Origin of the sequence: Dysgonomonas massiliensis (genome assembly GCF_900240225.1) — a bacterium.
Lineage (GTDB): Bacteria > Bacteroidota > Bacteroidia > Bacteroidales > Dysgonomonadaceae > Dysgonomonas > Dysgonomonas massiliensis.
In genome coordinates, this window is record NZ_OEPV01000002.1 from 104,202 (window position 1) to 128,806 (window position 24,605).

At 36.9% G+C, this 24,605-nt stretch carries 23 protein-coding genes; 17 read left to right on the forward strand and 6 right to left on the reverse strand.

The window, feature by feature from the left end; translation table 11 throughout:
* Window positions 1–13 precede the first annotated feature (13 nt).
* Window positions 14–1,015 carry an acyltransferase family protein gene (locus C1A06_RS02630; protein ID WP_101688677.1) on the forward strand — a complete coding sequence of 334 codons (1,002 nt, stop codon included), beginning with the start codon at window positions 14–16 and terminating at the stop codon, window positions 1,013–1,015.
* A gap of 59 nt (window positions 1,016–1,074) precedes the next feature.
* Here the strand turns inward: C1A06_RS02630 and C1A06_RS02635 are convergent, their stop codons facing one another.
* From C1A06_RS02635 to dapB, 3 genes are read right to left on the reverse strand one after another with little or no spacing between them, the layout of a single operon-like run.
* Window positions 1,075–1,710: a WbqC family protein gene (locus C1A06_RS02635; protein ID WP_101688678.1), complete on the reverse strand. Its 636-nt coding sequence runs from the start codon at window positions 1,708–1,710 to the stop codon at window positions 1,075–1,077.
* Window positions 1,711–1,737: 27 nt separating this feature from the next.
* Window positions 1,738–3,216, reverse strand: coding sequence for a signal peptidase I (gene lepB, locus C1A06_RS02640; RefSeq protein WP_101688679.1), 1,479 nt, complete (start codon window positions 3,214–3,216; stop codon window positions 1,738–1,740).
* An 11-nt stretch (window positions 3,217–3,227) separates the two neighbouring features.
* Window positions 3,228–3,947, reverse strand: a complete 720-nt coding sequence (dapB, locus tag C1A06_RS02645) for a 4-hydroxy-tetrahydrodipicolinate reductase (protein WP_101688680.1) — start codon at window positions 3,945–3,947, stop codon at window positions 3,228–3,230.
* Between the two features lie 353 nt (window positions 3,948–4,300).
* Between dapB and mnmG the strand changes: the two genes are divergently transcribed.
* The 7 genes from mnmG to deoC all read left to right on the forward strand — a co-directional run bounded on the left by mnmG (window position 4,301) and on the right by deoC (window position 11,051).
* Window positions 4,301–6,175 (forward strand): tRNA uridine-5-carboxymethylaminomethyl(34) synthesis enzyme MnmG, encoded by a 1,875-nt coding sequence (gene mnmG, locus C1A06_RS02650; RefSeq protein WP_101688681.1) that lies wholly within the window; start codon window positions 4,301–4,303, stop codon window positions 6,173–6,175.
* Between the two features lie 92 nt (window positions 6,176–6,267).
* Entirely contained in the window at window positions 6,268–6,816 is a 549-nt protein-coding gene (locus C1A06_RS02655; RefSeq protein ID WP_245871997.1) for an adenine phosphoribosyltransferase, read from the forward strand.
* Between the two features lie 14 nt (window positions 6,817–6,830).
* Entirely contained in the window at window positions 6,831–8,636 is a 1,806-nt protein-coding gene (gene uvrC / locus C1A06_RS02660) for an excinuclease ABC subunit UvrC (protein ID WP_101688682.1), read from the forward strand.
* A gap of 103 nt (window positions 8,637–8,739) precedes the next feature.
* Entirely contained in the window at window positions 8,740–9,309 is a 570-nt protein-coding gene (locus C1A06_RS02665; protein ID WP_101688683.1) for an HdeD family acid-resistance protein, read from the forward strand.
* 95 nt (window positions 9,310–9,404) lie between these two features.
* Window positions 9,405–9,857: a D-aminoacyl-tRNA deacylase gene (dtd, locus tag C1A06_RS02670; RefSeq protein WP_101688684.1), complete on the forward strand. Its 453-nt coding sequence runs from the start codon at window positions 9,405–9,407 to the stop codon at window positions 9,855–9,857.
* The gene (locus C1A06_RS02675; RefSeq protein WP_101688685.1) at window positions 9,857–10,183 is read left to right on the forward strand and encodes a nucleotide pyrophosphohydrolase; all 327 of its coding nucleotides are present in this window, start codon (window positions 9,857–9,859) and stop codon (window positions 10,181–10,183) included. The genes dtd and C1A06_RS02675 overlap by 1 nt, the downstream gene beginning before the upstream one ends.
* Before the next feature lies 1 nt (window position 10,184).
* The gene (deoC, locus tag C1A06_RS02680; RefSeq protein WP_101688686.1) at window positions 10,185–11,051 is read left to right on the forward strand and encodes a deoxyribose-phosphate aldolase; all 867 of its coding nucleotides are present in this window, start codon (window positions 10,185–10,187) and stop codon (window positions 11,049–11,051) included.
* A gap of 50 nt (window positions 11,052–11,101) precedes the next feature.
* Here the strand turns inward: deoC and C1A06_RS02685 are convergent, their stop codons facing one another.
* Window positions 11,102–12,073: a polyprenyl synthetase family protein gene (locus C1A06_RS02685; protein ID WP_101688687.1), complete on the reverse strand. Its 972-nt coding sequence runs from the start codon at window positions 12,071–12,073 to the stop codon at window positions 11,102–11,104.
* A 100-nt stretch (window positions 12,074–12,173) separates the two neighbouring features.
* Here C1A06_RS02685 and C1A06_RS02690 point away from each other — a divergent pair, with 100 nt between their 5' ends.
* From C1A06_RS02690 to C1A06_RS02715, 6 genes are all read left to right on the forward strand, one after another.
* A complete protein-coding gene (locus tag C1A06_RS02690; RefSeq protein WP_101688688.1) occupies window positions 12,174–12,842 on the forward strand; it encodes a hypothetical protein in 669 nt (222 codons plus the stop codon).
* Window positions 12,843–12,918: 76 nt separating this feature from the next.
* A complete protein-coding gene (polA, locus tag C1A06_RS02695) occupies window positions 12,919–15,705 on the forward strand; it encodes a DNA polymerase I (RefSeq protein WP_101688689.1) in 2,787 nt (928 codons plus the stop codon).
* Between the two features lie 21 nt (window positions 15,706–15,726).
* Window positions 15,727–17,388 (forward strand): putative glycosyltransferase family protein, encoded by a 1,662-nt coding sequence (locus C1A06_RS02700; RefSeq protein WP_101688690.1) that lies wholly within the window; start codon window positions 15,727–15,729, stop codon window positions 17,386–17,388.
* Window positions 17,381–17,836, forward strand: coding sequence for a YqaA family protein (locus tag C1A06_RS02705; protein WP_101688691.1), 456 nt, complete (start codon window positions 17,381–17,383; stop codon window positions 17,834–17,836). Before C1A06_RS02700 ends, C1A06_RS02705 begins: the two co-directional genes overlap by 8 nt.
* Window positions 17,833–18,480: a hypothetical protein gene (locus C1A06_RS02710; RefSeq protein ID WP_145996327.1), complete on the forward strand. Its 648-nt coding sequence runs from the start codon at window positions 17,833–17,835 to the stop codon at window positions 18,478–18,480. The genes C1A06_RS02705 and C1A06_RS02710 overlap by 4 nt, the downstream gene beginning before the upstream one ends.
* Before the next feature lie 47 nt (window positions 18,481–18,527).
* The gene (locus tag C1A06_RS02715; protein ID WP_101688693.1) at window positions 18,528–19,307 is read left to right on the forward strand and encodes a radical SAM protein; all 780 of its coding nucleotides are present in this window, start codon (window positions 18,528–18,530) and stop codon (window positions 19,305–19,307) included.
* A 71-nt stretch (window positions 19,308–19,378) separates the two neighbouring features.
* Here C1A06_RS02715 and argS read toward each other — a convergent pair whose 3' ends face one another.
* Together argS and C1A06_RS02725 are read right to left on the reverse strand one after the other, a co-directional pair.
* On the reverse strand, window positions 19,379–21,172 hold the full coding sequence (argS, locus tag C1A06_RS02720; protein ID WP_101688694.1) for an arginine--tRNA ligase: 1,794 nt from the start codon (window positions 21,170–21,172) through the stop codon (window positions 19,379–19,381).
* A 166-nt stretch (window positions 21,173–21,338) separates the two neighbouring features.
* Window positions 21,339–21,605 (reverse strand): HU family DNA-binding protein, encoded by a 267-nt coding sequence (locus C1A06_RS02725; protein WP_101688695.1) that lies wholly within the window; start codon window positions 21,603–21,605, stop codon window positions 21,339–21,341.
* 269 nt (window positions 21,606–21,874) lie between these two features.
* Between C1A06_RS02725 and C1A06_RS02730 the strand changes: the two genes are divergently transcribed.
* The 3 genes from C1A06_RS02730 to C1A06_RS02740 are packed head-to-tail and all read left to right on the forward strand — an operon-like array spanning window position 21,875 to window position 24,603.
* Window positions 21,875–22,606 (forward strand): rhomboid family intramembrane serine protease, encoded by a 732-nt coding sequence (locus C1A06_RS02730; protein WP_185116809.1) that lies wholly within the window; start codon window positions 21,875–21,877, stop codon window positions 22,604–22,606.
* A complete protein-coding gene (locus C1A06_RS02735; protein ID WP_101688697.1) occupies window positions 22,590–23,480 on the forward strand; it encodes a rhomboid family intramembrane serine protease in 891 nt (296 codons plus the stop codon). The genes C1A06_RS02730 and C1A06_RS02735 overlap by 17 nt, the downstream gene beginning before the upstream one ends.
* Entirely contained in the window at window positions 23,464–24,603 is a 1,140-nt protein-coding gene (locus tag C1A06_RS02740; RefSeq protein WP_101688698.1) for an endonuclease/exonuclease/phosphatase family protein, read from the forward strand. The genes C1A06_RS02735 and C1A06_RS02740 overlap by 17 nt, the downstream gene beginning before the upstream one ends.
* Window positions 24,604–24,605 lie beyond the last annotated feature (2 nt).

Here is a 24,605-nt window from a genome sequence, read left to right on the forward strand (position 1 = left end):
AAATTTCACAGCTTTGACGATAACAAACTCAAGCAATCCTTTAAAGAAAAGAGAATTATCGATAGACTACCTAAAAGCGACACTCTTGTTGGGTATGATTTTATCTCATACAATTGGCCTGACATATAATACTCCAGGTACAATCGACAATTTGTATATAGATCTATGTCGATTGATTATATTTAGAGCATTTATATTTTGTTTTGGCTTTTCTTATCAGATAGTATATTTCAAAGACTATGCTAATAAGAAAAAGCGCATATTAAAAGGTTCAGTCAAAATACTCCTGATGTATTATATCTGTGCCGGAGCTTCTACATTGCTATTTTACGGACATAATTGGAGCGTTACAGCCGAATCTCTTCTGTCTATTTTATGTTTTCAGACTATACCTCCATTGTCAGAATTCTTACTCGCTTATGCAGGAATAGCAATTATATCGTATATTGCAGGGCCATTAATTATCAAGTTAATTGATCGTCCGTACATTCTACTGCTTTTCACAGCTATCTGCTTTTTATCACCTTTCGCAATACCATACCAGCATATACCAAATTTTCTAGGTATATTTATCGGTAGTGATCGTTTTTTCAGCTTTCCGGTACTTCAATATTTTCCATACTTTCTATTTGGAGCTTATCTAGCTAAAAACAAAATTGTCTTTAATAAGAACATTTTCTGGGCTAGCGTAATAATTACAGCTATATCTTTCATTGCAATATTACTAGGTGCACCTATAAATCGATTTCCTCCTGACACATTATGGCTTACACTAGCAGCATTCCCCGTATATCTACTCTTTCTGATTTTTAAGAAATTGGGATCTATTGGAGAACCTAATAAGGTATTAGTCAGTATCAGTTCAAACGCAGTGATATACATTGTTCTTAGCAATGTATGGCTACTCATGATGTATCATTTCAATATTCGCACCGATTCACTACTAGCAGTAGGATTTACTTTCGGGATAATGACCTTCTTCATTTTCCAGGTAACTAAAACTGTAAGGAATTAAAAAGCATATCTGACAGACTTTCTGTTTGATATGCTGATACCACTGAAATTAACAAAGAGCTATGTAATTGAATCCTGCAAAACCAAGATACTTTCATTCCCCATATTGAAAAGCAAATCAATAATACTCATATTAGGAACAAAGCCGAATCGTTGCTCAAAAACCTGATAATAGCGATTTACAGCAAAATTCTGATCCTGTTCCACCCAATCCTTCTTAGGATGAATTAAACTGCGAAAATCGGCTTCATTTGGGCTGAAATCAGTTTTATATTCGTGGGTATAACTGAGCTTTTCCATATTCAACCCAATCAAAGTAGAAATAAGCTCTCTCAATTCCTCGTTGAAATCGAAAAGAAAGTCGTACTTCTTATGGTAGAAAGGTGCAAAATCATCCTGATAATACTCGAAAAAGGGAGTCGAGTTGTATGCTGAGATTATAGCATTCCAATGCATGTGCTGCCAATTGCCATGATCGGCAATACGAACATCTTTCGATAGAATTTTCACTCCCGAATTATGTTCCACGGGTATCGACAGAGGAATTACACCATTTGCCGAAACGATGTTGCAACGATTACGATAGCTTTGCTTCACATAGTTTTCGCATCGCTCTATAAAAATACGGTCTCCGGCGAGTATCTTTGAATAATACTGCACCGGAGCCAAGTATGCTGTTGATAAATAAAAATCCATTCTCCAGTCTAAGACTTTTTAAAAGCTTTATTTATTCTTATTTCCATTCGTAAAAATACGCTCCCAACGGATACTACCGAATCCTTTTTTATCCTTATCAAACGACAACCAGATGAACATTGGCGAACCTACGATATGATCTTCGGGAACAAAGCCCCACAAACGAGAATCTGCCGATTTATCGCGATTATCACCCATCATAAAGTAGTAATCATATTTGAAAGTATAAGAAGTAGCTTCCGATCCATTGATATAAACTTTACCATCACGATATTCGAAATCGTTCCCTTCGTAATTCTTTATACAACGTCCGTAAGCCGCCACTTTATAATCGACATGATCGTCAAAATAAAGAGTTTCGCCTTTCTTCGGAATCCATGTTGCCGGGTAATTACCTAGCGGGATTCTTCTATAATAGGTTATTGGGTATACTTTTTGAACGTTATCTATTCTCTCCGGATTTAAGAGTTTCAGATCCTCGTAATACTCACTATATGTATATATTTTTTGAACAAAAGGTTTTGCCTGCATCTTCATAAGCATTTCCTTAGTCATATTTACACTCATATATAACAAGCTTCCTTTAGGTATATTCGAGTTTAAGCGAGATTTAGTCAATGATATACTGTCTTGAACGGATATATCAGCTTGATCATCTTTACTGATTCCTAATTCATCAAACACAGTAGTAGAAATAGGTGTCCCATCAGTTTGCACGCAATACATCAGCTGCATATATTCAGGATTATCCAATAGTTTACCATTGATAAAAGTAGAATCATTTCTGATTTCCAAAATATCTCCAGGTAAACCAACGCATCGTTTTACGTAATTCTCACGGCGATCGACCGGACGATAAACAATCTTACCAAAAGTAGCCTCTTCCGAGTTCACTCTTTGCCAGCCATATCTGTCAACTAAATCATAGTAGTCTTGATTTTGCATATTCAAGGCTACTGTATCTCCTGATGGATAGTTGAAAACAACGATATCATATCGTTCAACCGAACGTAAACCTTTAAAGCGTTTATATTCTAATTTAGGATTCTCGAAATACGATTTTCCTCCGAAAATAGGCACAGTATGCTGCATCAGAGGAAACGAAAGCGGAGTCATCGGCGATCGAGCTCCATATACCATCTTATTCACACACAAGAAGTCGCCAACCAAAAGCGATTTTTCGAGCGAAGAAGTAGGTATCTGGTAATTCTGAAAAAAGAAAGTCATGATCACATATACTGCGACCAAAGCAAACAAAATGGCATCAACCCAATCCAAAATCTTCTTTACAACCGGATTTTTCGATTCTTTCCATTTTCCCCAAGGAATGAATTTCGTAATATAGATATCGATGAAGACCGGAATTAAGATCAATACTGCATAATAACCCGTCCAGATAACGAATGCAATAGTAGCCAAGCAGGCAAATATACCCCAAAACCATTGTCTGAAACTTGGTTTCGATTTAGAGGTCTTTTCCGAATCTTGTTGTTTGTAGTCAGTCATTTCTTTTTATTTTAAAATTTAAGCATATCGCTCATTCCTAAAAATCCTTTTTTACCATTCGTAAATTCGGCAGCCATCACCGCTCCGAGAGCAAATCCTTTACGGCTTTTTGCATCATGTTTGATGCTGATTATATCGGCTTCCGATTCGTAAACGATTTCGTGTATTCCCGGAACTTCTCCCTCGCGGATGCAATGGATAGCTAAATCGGTAGGCTTCTCTTCTTTCTCCAATACCCAACGATCTTTGCGTTCAATATTTTCGAAAATACCTTCTGCCAAAGTAATCGCTGTTCCGCTAGGAGCATCCATTTTATGAATATGATGCACTTCTTCCATTTTAACATCATATCCGGGGAGATCATTCATCAATTTTGCCAGATATTTATTTACCGCAAAAAAGATATTTACCCCTATACTATAATTAGATGCATAAAAGAATGTTTTTCCATTTTCTTCGCAAGCTTTTTTTACTTCGGGCATGTGTTCGAGCCAACCCGTAGTTCCTGCAACAACGGCTACACCAGCAGCGAAACATTTACGATAATTATCTATAGCCGAATGTGGCGTAGAAAACTCAATTGCAACGTCGGCACTTTTAAACTCGGCCGTGTCAAAAGCCGTGTCAGCGTTGTTTATATCTACTATCGAAACTATTTCGTGCCCTCTCTGACGAGCTATAGCTTCAATTTCGTGTCCCATCTTTCCGTAACCGATTAATGCAATTTTCATATAATATTCTTATAGTAAACTATTTATAAATAATTTTGTTATAACAAGTGTATTCGCTTTTGTGCAAAGTTACAAATATACATAAATTTCTTATTCTCATAGGGATATAGCTTTAAGCCACCTTCATAAAAAAATCTAATTTATTGTAGGTCATATTACAATTTAGATTTTCATTTGACAAGGTTTTAGTAACTTTGTAGTTTTGTGTTCGCAATGAAGCACAGAACACAAATGCAATAATTAATTATTTGATTTCTAATCGAATAGACATAAAAGAGAGTTCATCTTGTCACAACAAAACAAGATATCTAATTGATATACAGAAACATAACAACAGATTAGTAAAATAAAGAATGAATTTTAAGTACGACGTAATTGTTATCGGTGCAGGCCATGCCGGCTGCGAAGCCGCTGCTGCCGCTGCCAATATGGGTTCTAAGACCCTATTGATAACAATGGATATGAATAAAATAGCACAAATGAGCTGTAATCCCGCTGTCGGTGGGATTGCTAAAGGCCAGATTGTGCGCGAGATAGATGCATTGGGAGGTCAGATGGGGATAGTCACAGACTATACGGCTATCCAATTCCGCATGCTGAACAGATCTAAAGGTCCTGCAATGTGGAGCCCAAGAGCGCAGAGTGATCGTGCCCAATTTATCGCAAAATGGCGTGATATAATCGAAAACACCGACAACCTATACATGTGGCAAGATACGGTGAAATCGTTCGTTATTGAAGATAAAACCGTGACCGGTGTAGTAACTGCATTCGGCGTTACATTTTCAGCAAAAACGGTTATACTTACAACCGGAACTTTCATGAATGGTCTGATGCATGTCGGCAAAGTTCAACTAGGAGGAGGCCGTGTATCTGAACCTGCAACAACAGGGATTACGGAACAACTTCGCGATGCAGGATTTAAAACCGACCGAATGAAGACTGGAACTCCGGTAAGGATCGATGGACGCAGCGTTGACTTCAGCATCATGGACGAGCAAAAAGGAGAAGACGATTTTCATAAATTCTCTTATCTCGACTTCAAGCCTCGCCCGCTAAAACAACTTAGCTGCTGGATGACATATACGAATGAAGAAGTCCACGAAATCCTAAAAAATGGATTGGTAGATTCTCCTCTATACAACGGACAAATTCAAAGTATAGGTCCACGATATTGCCCAAGTGTAGAAACAAAAATTGTAACGTTTGCCGAAAAGAATGCTCATCAACTATTCTTAGAACCCGAGGGAGAAACTACTCATGAATATTATCTAAATGGATTTTCATCTTCTCTCCCACTCGACATTCAAATTAAAGCTCTGCAAAAAGTTCCTGCTTTCCGAGATGTACACATCTTCCGTCCGGGCTATGCAATAGAGTATGACTTTTTCGACCCGACACAATTAAAGCATACACTAGAAACTAAGCTAATCAAAAATCTATTCTTCGCCGGACAAGTAAACGGAACTACCGGATATGAGGAAGCTGGCGGACAAGGTTTGATAGCCGGAATAAATGCGCACATCAATGCACATGGCGGAGAAGAATTTGTACTGAAACGCGACGAAGCATATATCGGAGTTCTAATTGACGACTTAGTAACAAAAGGTGTCGACGAACCTTATCGTATGTTTACGTCACGAGCAGAATATCGCATTCTTTTGAGACAAGACGATGCAGATATGCGATTGACCGAAATGGGTTACAAAATCGGTTTGGTGAAAGAAGATCGCATGAATCTTCTTAATCAGAAGAAAGAACAGATTGATCGAATTATTGATTTCGCAGCAGACTATTCTTTAAAACCTGAGTATATAAACGAAGGTTTGGAATCACTAGGAACTTCTCCTTTAAAACAAAAAATGAAACTAAAAGATGTGATCACACGTCCTCAGGTTTCGATAGAAAATATAGCTAAGTTTGTACCTGCTTTCAGAGAAGAGTTAGATAAGATTCGAAATAGAAAAGAAGAGATTATTGAGGCTTCGGAAATCTTAATAAAGTATGATGGATATATAAAAAGAGAAAAGCTGATTGCAGACAAAATCAGTCGTCTCGAAAATATTCGTATTAAGGACAGATTCAACTACGAAGAAATTCAAGCTCTATCTACCGAAGCCAGACAAAAGCTATCAAAAATAAATCCAGAGACAATTGCACAGGCAAGTAGAATACCTGGCATATCTCCTAACGACATATCGATTTTATTAGTACTTTTGGGTAGATAAGATCTCTTTGTTTCACGTGAAACATATACAGACAACAAGCCATGTTCCACGTGAAACAACTTCAAAATAAACTAAAGAAACAACGAAATATCATGACTAAAGAATTCGAAGAAAAAATTGCTCATCTAAGATCAACCGTAAGAAACATACCTGACTTTCCAATACCGGGAATTCAATTCAAAGATGTTACTCCCCTATTCAAAACAAACAAAAGCCTATCAATGCTTTCGGAACTTTTGATAGACTTATACAAAGAAAAAGGAATAACAAAAGTTGTAGGCATTGAATCGCGCGGATTAATTATGGGGCCAATCATGGCACTCGGATTAGATGCAGGATTTATTCCAATCCGTAAACCTGGAAAACTACCCGCTGAAACTCTTGAAGAGTCTTACGAAAAAGAGTATGGAATAGACAAAATTCAAATCCACAAAGATGCCCTCAACGAAGAAGATGTCGTACTACTTCATGATGATTTACTGGCAACAGGTGGAACAATGTTGGCAGCATACAAACTGGTAAAAAGAATGGGAGTAAAGAAAGTTTACGTAAACTTCATCATCGAACTGGAAGAGTTAAAAGGTCGTGAGTTATTTCCAGCTGACGTAGAAATCGAGGCTCTAATTAAGTATAATATTTAAGTTAAATCATATTCATGGATTATCAGGAAAACCTAAAAAACATTATAAAAAACATCCCCGAAACACCGGGTTGTTATCAATATTATGATGAAAAAGGCGAGATAATTTATGTTGGAAAAGCAAAGAATCTAAAGAGAAGAGTATCTTCTTACTTCAACAAAAATCACGATCGATCTCCCAAAACACGAATATTAGTTCGTAAGATTCGTGATATAAAATACATCGTTGTCGATACCGAAGAAGATACCCTACTCTTAGAAAATAACCTTATCAAACAACTTCAGCCAAGATATAATATCAGGTTGAAAGATGATAAAACATACGCATCAATCGTTATTCGAAAAGAGTTTTTTCCTCGCGTTGAACAAACTCGAAATATCATTAGAAATGGGTCGTTATACTTTGGCCCCTACTCTAACGGAGCAGGGCTAAAAATAATGCTCCAAACTCTACACAAAATATATCCACTTCGAACTTGCAAACTTGCACTTCTTCCAAAAGAAATAGAAGATGGAAAGTATAAACCTTGCCTCGAATATCATATAAAAAGATGCAAAGGACCCTGCATTGGCTTGCAAACCGAAGATGAATATCTGGAAAATATCGAGAATATAAAAGAGATTCTTAAAGGTAATACATCGATTGTTTTAGATAAAATCTACAAACAAATGATGCAGTTTGCCGAGGAACAGAACTTCGAAAAGGCGCACGAACTAAAAGAGAAATATAAAATACTAGAAGGATTCAAACAAAAATCGACAGTAGTTACCAATGTAAACTACAATATAGATATATACGGTTACGAGGAAGATGACTCAGCAGCATATATCAACTACATGAGTGTAAACAATGGCGCTATTGTGAAGGCCTATACATTCGAATACAGTAAGAAAATAGAAGAAGACAAGGAAGATATCCTTGGAATAGCGATCATCGAGATGCGTGAAAGATACGAATCGACTGCTAAAGAGGTAGTTGTACCATTTATTCCATCATTAAAACTCGAAAAAGTAGAATTTACTATTCCACAACGCGGAGATAAAGCAAAACTTCTTAAGCTATCTATTCAAAATGTAAAACAATATAAGATAGACAAGCTTAAAAAAGCAGAAACATTAAATCCAGAACAACGTAACACACGTGTAATCAAAGAGATACAAAAGGATTTACACCTAAAAGAGCTTCCTATGCATATCGAATGCTTCGACAACTCCAATATCCAAGGAACCAATCCGGTATCTGCTTGCGTAGTCTTCATAAAAGGCAAGCCCGCAAAATCCATGTATCGCCATTTCAATGTCAAGACAGTGGAAGGCCCAGACGATTTCTCTACGATGCGAGAAATCATTTACAGACGCTATCACAGAATGCTGGAAGAAGGAGCTTCCCTACCCCAACTTATAGTAGTCGACGGAGGAAAAGGGCAGTTGTCCGTAGCTTGCGAAACATTAAAAGAGTTGGACTTATATGGAAAAATAGCCATAGTAGGATTAGCAGAACGATTGGAAGAAATATATTTTCCCGAAGATCCAATTCCTCTATATCTTGATAAAAACTCCGAATCAATGAAAGTTATACTTCACATGAGAGATGAAGCACACAGATTCGGATTGAATTTTCATCGCAAACAAAGAAGTAAAAAACAGGTTGAATCCGAATTAGATCATATAAAAGGTATAGGCGAAAAGACAAAAACAGCTCTACTTAAGCACTTTAAGAGCATAAAGCGTATTAAATTGAGCACATTAGAAGAAATTGCTGAAGTTGTTGGACAACAAAAGGCCAAAATCATCTGGGAACACTTTAAATCCAATAATTAATCTTTCCTAAAACAACCTACCCCACTCAAATTTAAGGGCTTTAATGAGTTTATAATAATCTCAATATTTTGTAACTTTAACAGTAACAATAAAATTAAGAGATATGAAAGAATTAAAAGACTCAAACTGTAAAATTGCAAAAAATTGGTGGCTATCGGTATTGATAGGACTACTTGCAATAGCCTTAGGCATACTTTTTATCGCAAAACCTCTAAACTCATTATTAACTCTGGCAATATTATTTGCATGGGGATTTATTTTCAGTGGATTATTAGAAACAGTATTTTCGATAACAAATCGCAAAAATCTGACCGGATGGGGATGGAATCTTGCCAGCGGTCTTATTGATCTGTTTATAGGTATTGTTCTACTATCAGCACCAGGACTAACCATCATTCTGATGATCTATTTAGTAGGTTTCTGGATTATGTTCCGTTCAATATGGTCAATAGGATCCTCCATCGAAGTACAAAAATCGGGAATAAAAGGTTGGGGATGGCTTTTGGTTGCAGCGATACTTGGAGTAATATTCTCTATTATATTCATAATAAGCCCAGCATTCGGAGGTACATTTATAGTTAGCTTAGCAGCAATTTCATTCATTATCTATGGTATTTTCCGTATCTATCTGGGATTTGTTCTTAAATCAATTAAAAACAACCTAGAAAATTAAGCAAGAATAGATTTTAATACTGAATAATTAATAATTTTGTACCTTTAAAGTCATATCTAATCAAAAGATATGGCTTTATTTTATACCGGATATTAATGAGAGCTCTTATACAACGCGTTTCGCAAGCATCTGTAACAATAGATAATAAAGTAAAATCGAAAATCGGATATGGCCTCCTAGTGTTGGTTGGCATTGAAGATGCAGATACAGAAGAAGATATTGAGTGGCTAACCGCTAAAATAGCCAATCTTCGTATTTTTGACGATGAAAACGGAGTAATGAACATTTCTGCCATAGATAGCAATGCGCAAGCATTGGTGGTATCGCAATTTACTCTGCACGCATCTACCAAGAAGGGTAACAGACCATCTTATATCAAGGCTTCGAAACCAAACATAGCAATACCGCTATATGAGCAATTTTGCAAAGCTCTAAGCGATAAAATCGGGCAGAATGTACAAACGGGCGAGTTTGGAGCCGACATGAAAGTACAACTGATTAACGATGGCCCGGTGACAATCTGGATTGACTCGAAAAACAAAGAATAATGACAATACAACAAGCTCAGGAAGAAGTTGACAACTGGATCAAAACTTACGGTGTCAGATATTTCAACGAACTGACAAATATGACTATTCTCACAGAAGAAGTCGGAGAATTGGCAAGAATAATGGCTCGTACGTATGGCGATCAGTCATTCAAAAAATCGGATCTAAACAAAGATCTAGGCGATGAAATGGCAGATGTACTATGGGTTTTACTATGTCTGGCAAATCAGACCGGAGTAAATCTTACAGAAGCATTGCAAAAGAATATTGAAAAAAAAACTAATCGAGATAAAACAAGGCATTTAAACAACGAAAAACTAAAATAAGATGGACGAAAAAACAAAGTATCAGGAAGCTTTGAATCAGTATAATCTGAAGCTGAATGACGCAGATATCACAGCGAAAGTGAACGAAATAGTTGAGAAAGGATTTGCAGCAAATAACAATCAGGAAGTTTATAAAACAATCTATTCTTGCATCGACAATACAGCGTTGAATACAACAGATACACGCGAAAGTGTATGGCAACTAACAGAAAAAGTAAACGATTTTGAAGGATCAAGAGCCGACATGAAAAACGTTGCTGCCATCTGCGTATTCCCTAATATGGTTCCCGTTGTAAAAGAAGCATTGACAGCAAATGTAAATATTGCGTGTGTATCGGGTGGATTCCCGGCTTCGCAAACCTTTACGGAAGTAAAAATAGCTGAAACAGCAATGGCTATTGCAACTGGTGCTGACGAGATAGATATCGTTCTAAATGTAGGTGCATTCCTTGAAGAAAACTACGAGGAAGTATGCGAAGAAATCATGGAACAAAAAGATGCTTGTCGCGATGCACATCTTAAAGTGATCCTTGAAAGCGGTGCACTTGTAAGTGCAGAAAAAATAAGAAAAGCCTCTATCCTAGCCTTATATTCGGGTGCTGATTTCTTGAAAACATCGACCGGAAAAGGTTATCCAGGTGCTACTTTAGAAGCAACCTACGTAATGTGTACAACTATCAAAGAATACGAAGCTAAGACTGGACGTCGCGTAGGATTCAAAGCATCGGGAGGTATTGCAACAACAGAAGAAGCTGTAAAATACTATACCCTAGTGAAAGAGATAATGGGCGAAGAATATATGAATAGCGAATATTTCAGAATTGGAGCCAGCCGATTGATTTCGAATCTAATGAACGATATAGATTAAAGATTACGATATAAAGAAAAAGACTAACCAAAAGTTAGTCTTTTTTTATTTTAATATTTTCTTTCTACGATGTAATCTAAAACAGATTTTATTTCAGCTCGTACAGCTTCATTCTCTATCTTGTAGAGCAATGATTCTGCCTCGGTCTTATACTCATCAATCACCGAATAAGTATATTCGATTCCACCATGATCTTTGGCATAATTGATCAGCATTTCTACGTTTTGATCGCTAAAATCATCTGCTTCGATAATATCTAATATTCTTTTTCCATCTTCTTCAGCAGCCACCTCTATTGCATGCAGCAAAGGAAGAGTAATTTTACCTTCACGAATATCATTACCAGTAGGCTTACCCACATCATCGCTGAAATAATCGAATATATCATCACGCATCTGGAAACACATCCCAACAATCTCGCCCAATCTGGCAAACTCCTCTGATACTTCACGAGAAGCTCCGACCGATATTGCCCCAAGACGCATACATGTCGAAATCAAAGAAGCAGTTTTCTTTTTGATTACTTCAAAATATTCATCTTTATTGACTATTGATTTCTTTACAAGATAAAGCTGATTCAATTCACCATCTGCCAGCACCCTACCCAGCTGAGAAACATATGTAATGATCTCAAGATTACCGATCAATGCAGCTTTTATCAAGGAAGTAGAAAGGAAATAGTCGCCTACCAAAACAGCCATTTTATTGTCAAAAATAGCATTAACAGAAGGTTTTCCACGTCTCAATTTCGATTCATCTACTACATCATCATGGATCAAAGAAGCTGTATGAATTAACTCTACCGTGATAGCTGTATCATAAGTAACCTGATTCACCTCACCACATGCCTTCGCAGAAAGCAACAATAGCAGGGGGCGAATATGTTTACCCTGCGAATTCATAATATGATCAATTATTTCTTGAATGCGCGGGTTTTCAGAAGAAATCGAATTACGATAGTAAGCTGTAAATTGATTCAACTCACCTTTTATCAGATCCGAAATGACTAGTCCTTTACTCATGATTAGATTATTAAGACGCAAATTTACAAATAATATCAGATTAGATACCCTCAAAAACATATAACTTTGCCAAAAATATAACTAAACGCGAGACCTAAAGATGAAAAAAGTAATTTTAATAACATTAACTACACTTTCAGTTTGTTTAAACCTGAAAGCACAATATGAATATTTCGATAACGAGATGGGAGTAAATATAGGATCAACATTCTGGGAAGATGACAACGTTGTTACATATAATATAGACTATGCGCGTTTCTTAACTCCTAATATCGGTATTAGATCGGGAGCGATTATATACGGATCAGAGTTTATGAATGCAGGCTGGGGAATGAAAATTCCCACATACGCATCATTTAGGACTGGAAGCAGCAAAACTGAGTACGATCCTTACAATTCAAATAATATAAATGATTCATTTGGAGAAAGTATACTATATTCTATACTTGGACAAATACCATTAAATTTCGAAATCAATTTGGGCCCATCATTTGGATATATTGCCAATAGCCATTATAGCAAACAACATAGCTACGAACAAAAATCGAAGAATAGGCAATACTACCCTCATGCAAAGTTAATGGTAACTCTGGATGCAAATATTCGCTTATGTTTCAATATTGAACGAGTAGGAATCGTTATTACAGGAGGTGGAGCATATAGTCTGACTAATAATTTCAAATTCCATTCAGGACGCTACGATAGCGATAATGATAAGATTGCAAGATGGTCCGGCACGATTATGGGTGGTCTGACATATAAATTCTGATACAGAGGAAACAAATTTTAGTATACCAGCATTTTTCGCTATTTTTACAAGCTTCATTTACAATCAATTTTCCATAATGAAACTAATATTAATAGACGCTTACGCATTCATATATCGTGCATATTATGCATTCATCAAAAACCCTCGTATCAACTCGAAAGGAGTAAATACATCGGCAGCTTTTGGCTTTGTCAACACGCTTGAGGAAGTCCTTAAAAAAGAAGCTCCGACACATATTGCTGTTGCATTCGATCCTCCCGGTGGAACTTTTCGACACGAAGAATACGAACAATACAAAGCTCAACGCGAGGAAACACCCGAAGATATACGTGCCGCAGTACCTATTATTAAAGACATTCTTGATGCATACAACATCAAGATGCTTGAGATTCCGCGTTATGAAGCCGATGACGTAATCGGCACTATCTCGAAACTTGCCGAGAAAGAATCTTTCGAGGTATACATGATGACTTCCGATAAAGATTATGGTCAGCTGACAAGTGAGCACATCTTCATGCTGAAGCCAAAATTTATGGGAACAGGTTTCGATAAATTGGATGCGAATGCTATCATGGAAAAATACGGTCTCTCCTCTCCTACTCAGATGATCGATCTTTTAGGTTTGATGGGTGACACATCCGATAATATTCCGGGTTGCCCGGGAGTTGGACAAAAAACTGCTCAAAAATTATTAAGCGAATATGGCTCGATTGAAAAGATACTCGATAACACTCAAAATATAAAAGGAGCTCTAAAAGAAAAATTAGAAAATAATCGCGAACAGATTCTTTTTTCAAAATATTTGGCAACAATTAAAATTGATGTGCCTCTAGAATTTAATGCTTCGGAATTTGAACGAAAAAATCCGGATGCAGAAAAAATGCAAACAATTTTCGAAGAATTGGAATTTCGTACACTTTTGACCAGAGTGTTAAATAATGCCAAAACCGATTCTCCTTCCAAACCGAAAATTCAAAATCAGGGGCCAATTCAAGGCAATCTCTTTGCAGAATTTGCGGACAACTCTTCAAACGAAAATATTTATTCAACTCTCAGCGAGTTAAAAGACGTCCCTCACAATTATTATCTAATTGATAATGAAGAAGAAATAGCCAAATTTGCAGCAAAAATATCTGATCTGAAATTTTGCTCATTTGATACCGAAACTACGGGTATTGACCCTATTGAGTGCAATTTGGTCGGAATGTCGTTTTCTTTCGTCGAAGGCGAAGCATATTACATACCTGTCGAGCAAAATTTTGAAAAAGCAAAAAACAGAGTCGAGCTATTCAGAAAATTTTTCGAAAACGAAAAAATTCTGAAAATAGGACAAAATATAAAATATGATATTGTCGTCCTCAAAAAATACGGCATCAAAGTCAAAGGGAAACTTTTCGACACGATGATCGCCCATTATCTTATTAATCCCGAACTTCGTCACAACATGGATTACATGGCCGAGAATTATCTCAACTATCGTACCATCCGAATTGACGAACTGATAGGAAGCAAAGGAAAGAATCAGCTATCGATGGCAAGCCTAAGTCCGGCACAAGTGAAAGACTACGCTTGCGAAGATGCCGACATTACTCTCAAATTAAAAACTATCCTCGAAAAAGAAATAGAAAAACAAGGTCTGAGCGACTTACTCTATAATATAGAGCAACCTCTTGTCTATGTTCTTGCCGATATGGAATATACTGGAGTAAGACTGGACTCGGAAGCTCTGAAAGAATTTTCGGCGAAACTGACACAGCAATTGATAAACATCGAAACCGAAATTTTCGAACTTTCGAAAGTCGAATTCAATATTAATTCGGCAAAACAAGTCGGTGAAGTTTTATTCGATCAGCTCAAAATAGTAGACAAGCCCAAAAAGACGAAGACTGGCCAATATGTAACTAGTGAAGAAGTTCTGGAAAGCATGAAAGACTCCCACCCTATAGTTGCTAAAATTTTGGAATATCGTGGGCTTAAGAAACTGCTTAGCACTTACGTAGATGCACTTCCAGCATTGATTAGTAAGACTGACGGAAAAGTACATACTTCTTATAACCAGACTGTAACTTCTACTGGCCGCCTAAGCTCTAGTAATCCGAATCTCCAAAACATTCCTATTCGTGAAGATCTTGGACGCGAGATTCGAAGGGCATTTATTCCCGATGAAGGATGTTTATTCTTTTCGGCCGACTACTCGCAGATCGAACTTCGGATTATGGCTCATCTGAGCAAAGATCAACACATGATCGAAGCATTCCGTAGCGGAGCAGATATCCACGCAGCAACTGCAGCCAAAATATACAAAGTACCTATCGAAGAAGTTGATTCTGATATGCGCCGTAAAGCTAAGACTGCCAATTTTGGCATCATATATGGTATCTCGGTATTCGGACTTTCCGAAAGATTAACCATTCCTCGTGGAGAAGCAAAAATGCTGATAGATGGTTATTTCGAATCATTCCCTCAGGTGAAAGAATATATGGACGAAAGCATTAAAGTGGCTCAGGAAAAAGGTTACGTAGAGACTATTTTAGGACGCAAACGATTCCTTCCGGACATCAATTCACGAAATGCAGTGGTACGCGGATATGCCGAACGAAATGCAATAAACGCTCCTATACAGGGTAGTGCCGCAGATATAATAAAAGTAGCTATGAATCGTATTTTCGAACGTTTCGAAAAAGAGAATTTGAAATCAAAAATGATTCTGCAGGTTCATGATGAGTTGAATTTCAATGTATGTCCAGACGAAGTAGAGAGAGTACAACAAATTGTAGTCGAAGAAATGGAATCGGCTTATACGATGGATGTACCTCTGAGAGCAGACTTTGGAATAGGAAAAAACTGGTTAGAAGCACATTAAACAGCCTAAACTACACATAGTATGAGTTTTATCGATAAAATCAGGTTTAGCGACAAACAGCACTTTGCTTTATTTGCCATATTGCTAACCGCCATATCGGCTATCATGGTATATGCATACCTACCAATGCACGCCGGACAAGATTATTACTTCCACATCATGCGATTGGAAGCACTGATGGACGCGATAAAAGAAGGCACTTTCCCCTACTACCTCGATTATAAAGTCATAGATGGATACGGATACTTCACGAAGGCTTTCTATTGCGATGTAATACTCATTCCATTCGCTTTATTGGGACTAGTAACTAGTACTTTGACTGCATATAACACAATACTATTTGTCATTACTATTCTGTGTGGATTGTTTACATACATAGCTGTAAGGAAGATTTTCGAGAATAATCTGGCTGCCTCAATAGCCAGTATTTTGTACACATTCTGCTTCTATCGCTTGCTGGATATGTATCACAGAGCTGCTTTGGGCGAGACAATCTCTTTTACGTTTATACCTATCGTATTTCTGGGATTATACCACATCGTAAAAGGAGATTACAAAAAGTGGTATATCATAGCTATAGGCTTTAGTTTACTGATTTTCACGCACGTAATTTCCACCGTACTGACTCTTCTAACAGTAATAATCTTCTTGATTACATATAATAAATACCTTCGAAAAGAACCTAAACGCATACTATATTTGGGTATTGCTGCCTTTTCAACCGTTCTAATAACAGCATACTACGTCTTCCCGATGCTTGAACAGATGTTGTCAGATACATTCTATTATCAGGCTCGCGAACTGACGGGAAAACCAGCGACAGCAAAATTCGGAATCAACTGGGTAATCTGGGGAATGTACACGGGAGGTGTACAGGCTCGTCAAATATTTATTCCAGGGGTAAGCCTTTTACTATCAGCTGCAGTATGTGTCAGATTATTTGTATCGAAAAAAACTACACTACTTCGCTTTGCCGATACGATGGTAATAGTTGGATTAGTCTATATATTCATGACATCAGTACTATTTCCATGGCAATATTTTCCATTTACACTCCTAGACTTCATACAATTTCCATGGCGATTGCTTGAGTTTTCGTGCTTCTTCTTTGCTGTAGCGGGAGGTTATTATCTGTCTCTTGCTTTAAGCAATACGAGACGTGCTCTAGCTGCATTAGCTATTATTGTTTTTACCACATCATTTATGATAGTCAACGATGCCGAGCTGTACAAAGCTGTTCGTTGGAACAATCTGAATGCAGAGCCTACAATAGATAACTATTACTTCCTAGCTGGACGTGAATATATACCTGACGCTGTGCCGTCAGTCGAATATCTTGCTGAAAGGGGAGATACCATCATTTCACAGCAACAATCTGAGATACTTAACTTCAGCCGCAATAAAAGTATAACCAGCTTCGACATAATCCTGAATTCGGATAAAGACGTATTAGAACTACCCCTTATTTACTACAAAGGATACGCCGCTTATCAGGATAATAATAAACTTCAAATCACTGAAAGCGAAACCGGATTGGTAGAAATTAATGTTCCATCATCTGGTCATATAAAGGTATTTTACGAAGGAACATTAATACAAACAATAGGTTTGTATCTGAGCATCATAAGTATAATCGGGCTAATTATATTTATCGTCTATTCACGAAGAAGAAAATATGCTTGACGGATTAGTAGAATATGGATATGTAGGTCTTTTCATAGCAGCATTTCTGGCTGCTACAATCTTGCCAATAGGTTCCGAAATAGTATTTGTAACCCTCATTGCCATGGGTCTAGAACCATACACGTGCCTCATTGTGGCATCGATAGGGAACTGGTTAGGCGGAATGACAAACTACTATTTAGGCAAATTAGGCAAAATCAGATGGATTGAAAAGTACTTGAAAGTTCCACGAAGCAAAATCGAAAAAATGCATAACTGGCTTAAGGGTAAAGGTGCTGCAATGGCATTTTTCAGTTTTGTTCCGGTAATAGGCGATGTAATATGTCTGGCATTGGGCTTTATGCGAGCAAATGTACTTATTGTAAATGTTACGATGTTTGCAGGTAAATTCTTACGATATGCTTTACTTATGTATGGTACAATGTACGGAATCAAATGGTTGGTATGAAAACAATTTATTACCTTAAATTTATAGTATTATTTCTGATCATTTCATCATCTTGTACTACGGCAACAGATAAAGTAAATATAAGATGGGCAGACTTATCCGAACAGGATTTTTCATTCGCTAGTCAATGGAGCTATGCTGAATATATCATTATAAACCAATATAATCAACCAATCCAAGACGGAATAACATACCCAGAAATAGAAAGGATGATGGATGAGAACGGGGAAATTAAAAATGAATATTTATCTGAATACTACCAATTAGTAGATACTACGCATCAGTACCATACAATTGAGTGTACGAGTAATGCTCCTCAATTTTACGAAACAAACTTTATCGAAGTAAGGCAAATAGCTACAAATGAATATGGAGCAGCAACACTAATGAACGTTTCTAGTCATGCTTCGCTACATATCTCTATTATAGATAACAAATGTCATCCAAGTATAAATTTGACAAGTATCAATCCTGAGATTGACTTCAAAGTAACGCTTGATAAAAATAACAGTATTATAATCGATAAAAGACTTCTGGAGAAGGACACTTTAAAAGCTGTTTTTGAATTTAATTTCAAAGATAACACGAACAATACCATATGGTGGAAAGGGAAAATATTAGCACCTATATCCAAAGCATTCTAAGTAATTCTTACTAACTTTACTCTTATTCTAAAAAATATCAGAACAAAATGGCTACAATCTTGTTTCACGAAATCGTTTTCGGCCCAATTCATAGCCGCAGATTAGGCTCTTCGCTAGGTATGAATCTCCTACCCTACGATGGTAAATTATGTTCGTTCGACTGTTTATACTGCGAGTGCGGATTCAATAAGGATTTCAAAACAAAAACGAAATTGCCTGATCGTGCAAATGTGAAAGCTGCTCTTGAAGACAAACTAATTCGATTGATAGAAACAAATACAGCCATTGATGTAATTACTTTTTCAGGAAATGGCGAGCCTACAATGCATCCCGAATTCGCCGGAATCATTGACGATACGATTGAACTTCGTGATAAATATTATCCTACTGCAAAGATCAGCGTACTATCCAATGCTATGAATATCGGTAAAAAGAGCGTTGTGGATGCTTTACGGAAGATAGATAATAATATACTAAAGCTCGATTCGGCCAAAATAGAAACTGTTCGCGTAGTCGATCGCCCTAACAGTCCGTCATATAGCATTGAAAAACAAATCGAACTTTTCAAACAATTTGACGGAAAGTTTATCCTTCAGACAATGTTCCTCAGAGGTAGCGATAACGGAATAGAATTCGACAATACCACCGAAGATGAAATTTCGGCATGGTTAGAGGCGATAAAATCGAGTAATCCTCGCGAAGTGATGATTTATTCGCTCGACAGAGAAACTCCGTCAAAAAGCTTAATAAAAGTCCCAGTAGAAGAGTTGCGAAAAATTGGTAATCGTGTAGAAGAAATTGGCTACAAAGTTGTAGTTGCAGGATAAACATATAATACAATACAAAAAGGCACTTACCAGATTGTAGTAAGTGCCTTTTTTATATTATAACGCTATTATTACATTCTTTCAGGAACATCAATTCCAAGAAGAGACATTGCGCTCTTAACGACTTTGGCTACATTGGCCGAAAGCATCAAGCGGAATATTTTCAATTCTTCATTTTCTTCTTTCAGAATAGAGAAATCATGATAGAACTGGTTGTACTCTTTTACTAAATCGTATACATAGTTAGCAATCAATGCTGGATTGTATTCTTTACCTGCCTGCTGAACCGTTGCAGCGTAATCAGCTACACTCTGCACCAATCCTTCTTCTTTTGTTGAAAGTTCTGCTGTCAATGTCAGAGACGTCGGAACAACAAGTCCAAGATCTGTAGCTTTACGCAATACCGAACGGATACGTGCGTATGTATATTGAATAAATGGACCAGTATTACCATTGAAGTCTATTGATTCTTTCGGATTGAAAGTCATATTCTTCTTCGGATCAACTTTCAAAATGAAGTATTTCAATGCTCCGGTACCTACTATTCTCGAAATATTATCAGCCTCTTCTTCCGAGCAATTATCTAGTTTACCAAGTTCTTGTGAAATTTCTTTTGCCGAAGCAACCATTTCGTCAATCAAATCATCGGCATCTACGACAGTCCCTTCACGCGACTTCATCTTACCTTCTGGCAACTCAACCATTCCGTAAGAAAAGTGAAGAAGACCTTTTCCAAATTCAAAGCCTAACTTATCCAATAGAATAGAAAGTACTTGGAAGTGATAATTTTGCTCGTTACCAACTACATAAATCATTTTGTCGATAGGGAAATCGTCGAAACGAATTTTAGCTGTACCTATATCCTGAGTCATGTAAACCGAAGTGCCATCGGAACGTAGAAGAAGTTTTTGATCCAATCCATCACCAGTTAGGTCTGCCCAAACAGAGCCATCTTCTTTGCGGAAGAAAACACCCTTTTCAAGACCTCCCATTACCACGTCTTTACCTTCCATATAGGTTTGAGACTCATAATAGATCTTATCGAAATCGACACCCATTTTCTTATAAGTTTCATCGAATCCGGCATAAACCCACGAGTTCATCATATTCCACAACTCAACAACATGTGTATCGCCAGCTTCCCACTTACGAAGCATTTCGCGAGCTTCGGCCATCAATTCTGATTTAGCTTCTGCTTCTTCCTTCGATAAGCCTTTAGCCTGTAATTCAGCCAATTCTGCTTTATAATGTTTGTCGAAGCTAACATAGTAATCACCTACAAGATGGTCTCCTTTTTTACCGCTCGATTCAGGAGTTTCTCCATTACCCCATTTTTCCCAAGCTAACATCGACTTACAGATATGGATACCACGGTCGTTTACCAAATTCGTTTTAATTACTTTCAATCCGTTTGCTTTCAACACTTCTGCCAAAGCATATCCTAACAGATTATTACGCACATGACCAAGGTGTAATGGTTTGTTTGTATTCGGAGACGAATACTCGATCATTGCCAAAGGAGCATCCGGCTGTTCGGCCACAATCCCGTAATTGGCATCGGCATTTATATCATTCAACAATTCTACCCAGCACTCGGATGCAATTGTAAGATTCAAGAATCCCTTGATCACATTGAACGCAGATACCGACGCTTCATTCTTTTCCAGATATTCTCCTATTTCCTGCGCTGTTTGCTCAGGTCCTTTTTTAGAAATTCTCAGAAAAGGGAATACTACAAGTGTAAAGTGACCTTCAAATTCTTTTTTAGTCTTCGAAATCTGGATTTGTTCCAAGGCAACTACTTGCCCGTATAATGATTCAATGGCTTTCTGTACCGATTGTTGAAGTTTAGCTTCGAGTTTCATTTCTTCGTTAATAAATTATATTTCTGTTTCGGACTACAAAATTAACAAAAACCTTCTATCCCGATGCCTTTTCGTCAAGATAATCTGCTTTTTATAAAATAGAAAACAGAGATACTCTTTATTTGAATATCTCTGTCATTGCTTTTTTGCTGTATTGTGTAATCAATTACAAAGCAGATAGTTCTGATCCGGCTTTGAATTTTACAGACTTCTTAGCAGGGATATTGATAACAGCTTTCGTACGAGGGTTAATACCTTTACGAGCAGATTTTTGAGTAACTGAGAATGTTCCGAAACCTACTAAAGCAACTTTTCCACCTGCTTTTACTTCTTCAGTTACTGATTCCATAAAAGCTTCTAGTGCTTTTTTAGAATCCACTTTACTCAATCCTGATTTTTCAGCAATTGCGTTGATTAATTCTGTTTTGTTCATAGTAAAAATGAAATGAATTTAATTAAACATATATGTAACTTAAATGTTGTGTTTCTGTGTAATAATGTCTTTCTCTTGTATTTAACAATCTCAAATATATGTTTTTTTATTTAATAATCAATAAGAAAAAACTGTAAAACATCGCTATTAAGTCATAATTTTAGGTAATATGAGCAGCTTTGATATTATCTGAGGCAAAAATATCGTATTTTTGCACATCTATAACAGAAAAGACATATCGGTATATGCTACAAAACAACTCCGGATTCATGGGTTCGATCCCTATCGTAACACGCAATATTTTGATCATCAATGTCATTGTTTGGTTTGCTACTTTCTTGCTTGCCGATATCGTTGATATCAATCATTATTTAGGCCTTTATTACTTCACATCTGAGTACTTTTATCCGCATCAGATTATAACCAGCATGTTCGCACATGCCGATTTTACGCATATGTTTTTCAATATGTTTGCTGTTTTCATGTTCGGACGTACTCTTGAATCAGTATGGGGACCTAAACGATTCTTGACCTATTATATGCTTACGGGTATTGGTGCAGCGTTAGTTCAATTACTAATTGCTTTTATTCAAATACAAAATCTTGAAGCAAGCCTCTCTCCCGAATTATTAAATGGTGTTCTGACTCAAGGTGCTGAAATACTTAGAGAAGGAAAAAACTTCACTGACCCTAGCGCTGCAGAACTAAATATACTACGTAATTTATGGAGTATGGTAGGTGCGTCGGGTGCTGTATTCGGAATTCTTGTTGCTTTTGGTATGTTATTTCCTAATGTCGAGCTGATAATGATTCCTATTCCAATTCCCATCAAAGCAAAATGGTTTGTAATAGGCTACGGAGCATTAGAGCTATTTATGGGACTTTCTAACAATCCGAACGATAATGTAGCACACTTTGCCCACTTGGGTGGTCTTATTACCGGACTTTTTATCATAATGTATTGGAGAAGTAAAGCACGTAGAAATGGGAACTTTTTTTGATAGCTTAAAATACAGATTCAAACAGAAAGATATACTGATACAGCTCATTACAATAAATGTAGCTGTATTCGTCATTCTATCTGTATATTGGGTAATAACCAAATTGTTTCTGATTCAGGGATTCGACTTGACCGAATATATTGGAGTTCCTGACAGCTTTTCGCATCTGCTGATTCGTCCTTGGACAATCATCACTTACATGTTTGTGCATGAAGGGTTGCTCCACATTCTTTTTAATATGCTGATGCTTTACTGGTTTGGACAGATATATCTCACCTATTTCAACTCGAAAAGTCTTGGAAGTCTGTATGTCTTGGGAGGAATTGCCGGAGCATTGTTATATATGTTGGCTTATAATACGATCCCGTTATTTCAGGGTATGCGTCCTTCAATACTGATTGGAGCTTCGGCATCGGTCATGGCAATAATCTTTGCAGTTGCTTTCTACAATCCAAATGCAAAGATAGGCTTACTACTTTTGGGACCAGTCAAGATTGTATATATCGCTATCTTTTTGTTTATCATCGACTTTATGTCGTTAGATAATCCCAGTAATCCTGGAGGCCACGTAGCACATATTGGAGGGGCAATCTTAGGATATATCTATGCCATTCAATACCGCAAAGGAAAAGATATTACGCGCTGGATTACACGTATTATCGACTGGGTAGCCAATCTTTCGAAACCTCATCCTAAAAAGGCTAAAATGAAGGTTAAAGTAAAGAATGACAGAGAGAAAGATTACGAATACAACGAACGTAAAAAGAAGAATACGCAGGAAATAGATGATATTCTTGACAAAATAAAAAAATCAGGGTACAGCAGCCTTACTGCTGAAGAGAAAAAACGCTTATTCGATGCTAGCAAAAATTAAAAGTTTTTTCAAGATAACAACAATAGCACTCAGTGTTGCTATTTTCATCTCTAATATAGTAGTAATGGCCTTACTACTCATGTCTATGCTTGCATGGACAGTTCCACCTAGCAAGACTTCTATTTTCTCATTTCTTGGACTCGGATTTCCAATAATATTCATAATAAACATCTGCTATCTAATATTTTGGATTATTTTCAGACGATGGAAATTCGTTTTGGTGAACATTATAGTATTTGTTCTTTGCTGGAAACCAATCCTAACCTACTACCCTATTCATTTCAAGACTAAAGATGTTCCCGAAAACTGCATAAAGGTGCTTTCTTACAATGTAAGAAGCTTCAATTGGCTTGAAGGCGAAGAAGCGCGTCAGAATCCTATATTCGACTACATACGCGAACAAAATGCAGATATAATATGCCTGCAAGAATTCAATGCCAGCAAATCGAAAAAGGGTAAATTGATTTCAGAAGCTGAAATAAAGAAAAAGCTAAAAAATTATCCTTATCACTCAATTACAAGGTTTGGAAGTGGTGGAATAGCATATGGTGTAGCATGTTATTCGAAATATCCAATTAAAAAAACAGAGCGATTGAAGTTCTTTCAGAGTTCTTTCAACGGATCGGTAGCATATCACCTAGACGTAAAAGGGAAGAAAGTATTATTGATAAATAATCACTTGGAATCAAATAAAATAACCGCTGCTGACAAACAATTATATCACAATCTATCAGTATCGAAAGATGCAGAGACTTTCAATGAAGTAACTCATAACATCAAAGAACGCATGGGAACTGCTTATGCTAAACGCGAAAAACAAGCAGATTACATTGCCGGTTATATCAGATCGAACAAACTTGATGCTACTATCGTATGTGGCGACTTTAACGATACACCAATTTCATATACCTACAATACTATAAAAGGCTATATGACAGATGCTTATGCTGCCACAGGACTAGGGCAAGGCATCACTTATCATGAGAATAAATTCTGGTTTCGCATTGACTACATCATGCATTCCGACGAGATGAAATCATATAACTGTACCGTAGGGAATGTAAAATACTCTGATCACTACCCTATTATGACTTATTTGCAATTTAAAGATGATGTAGAATAATA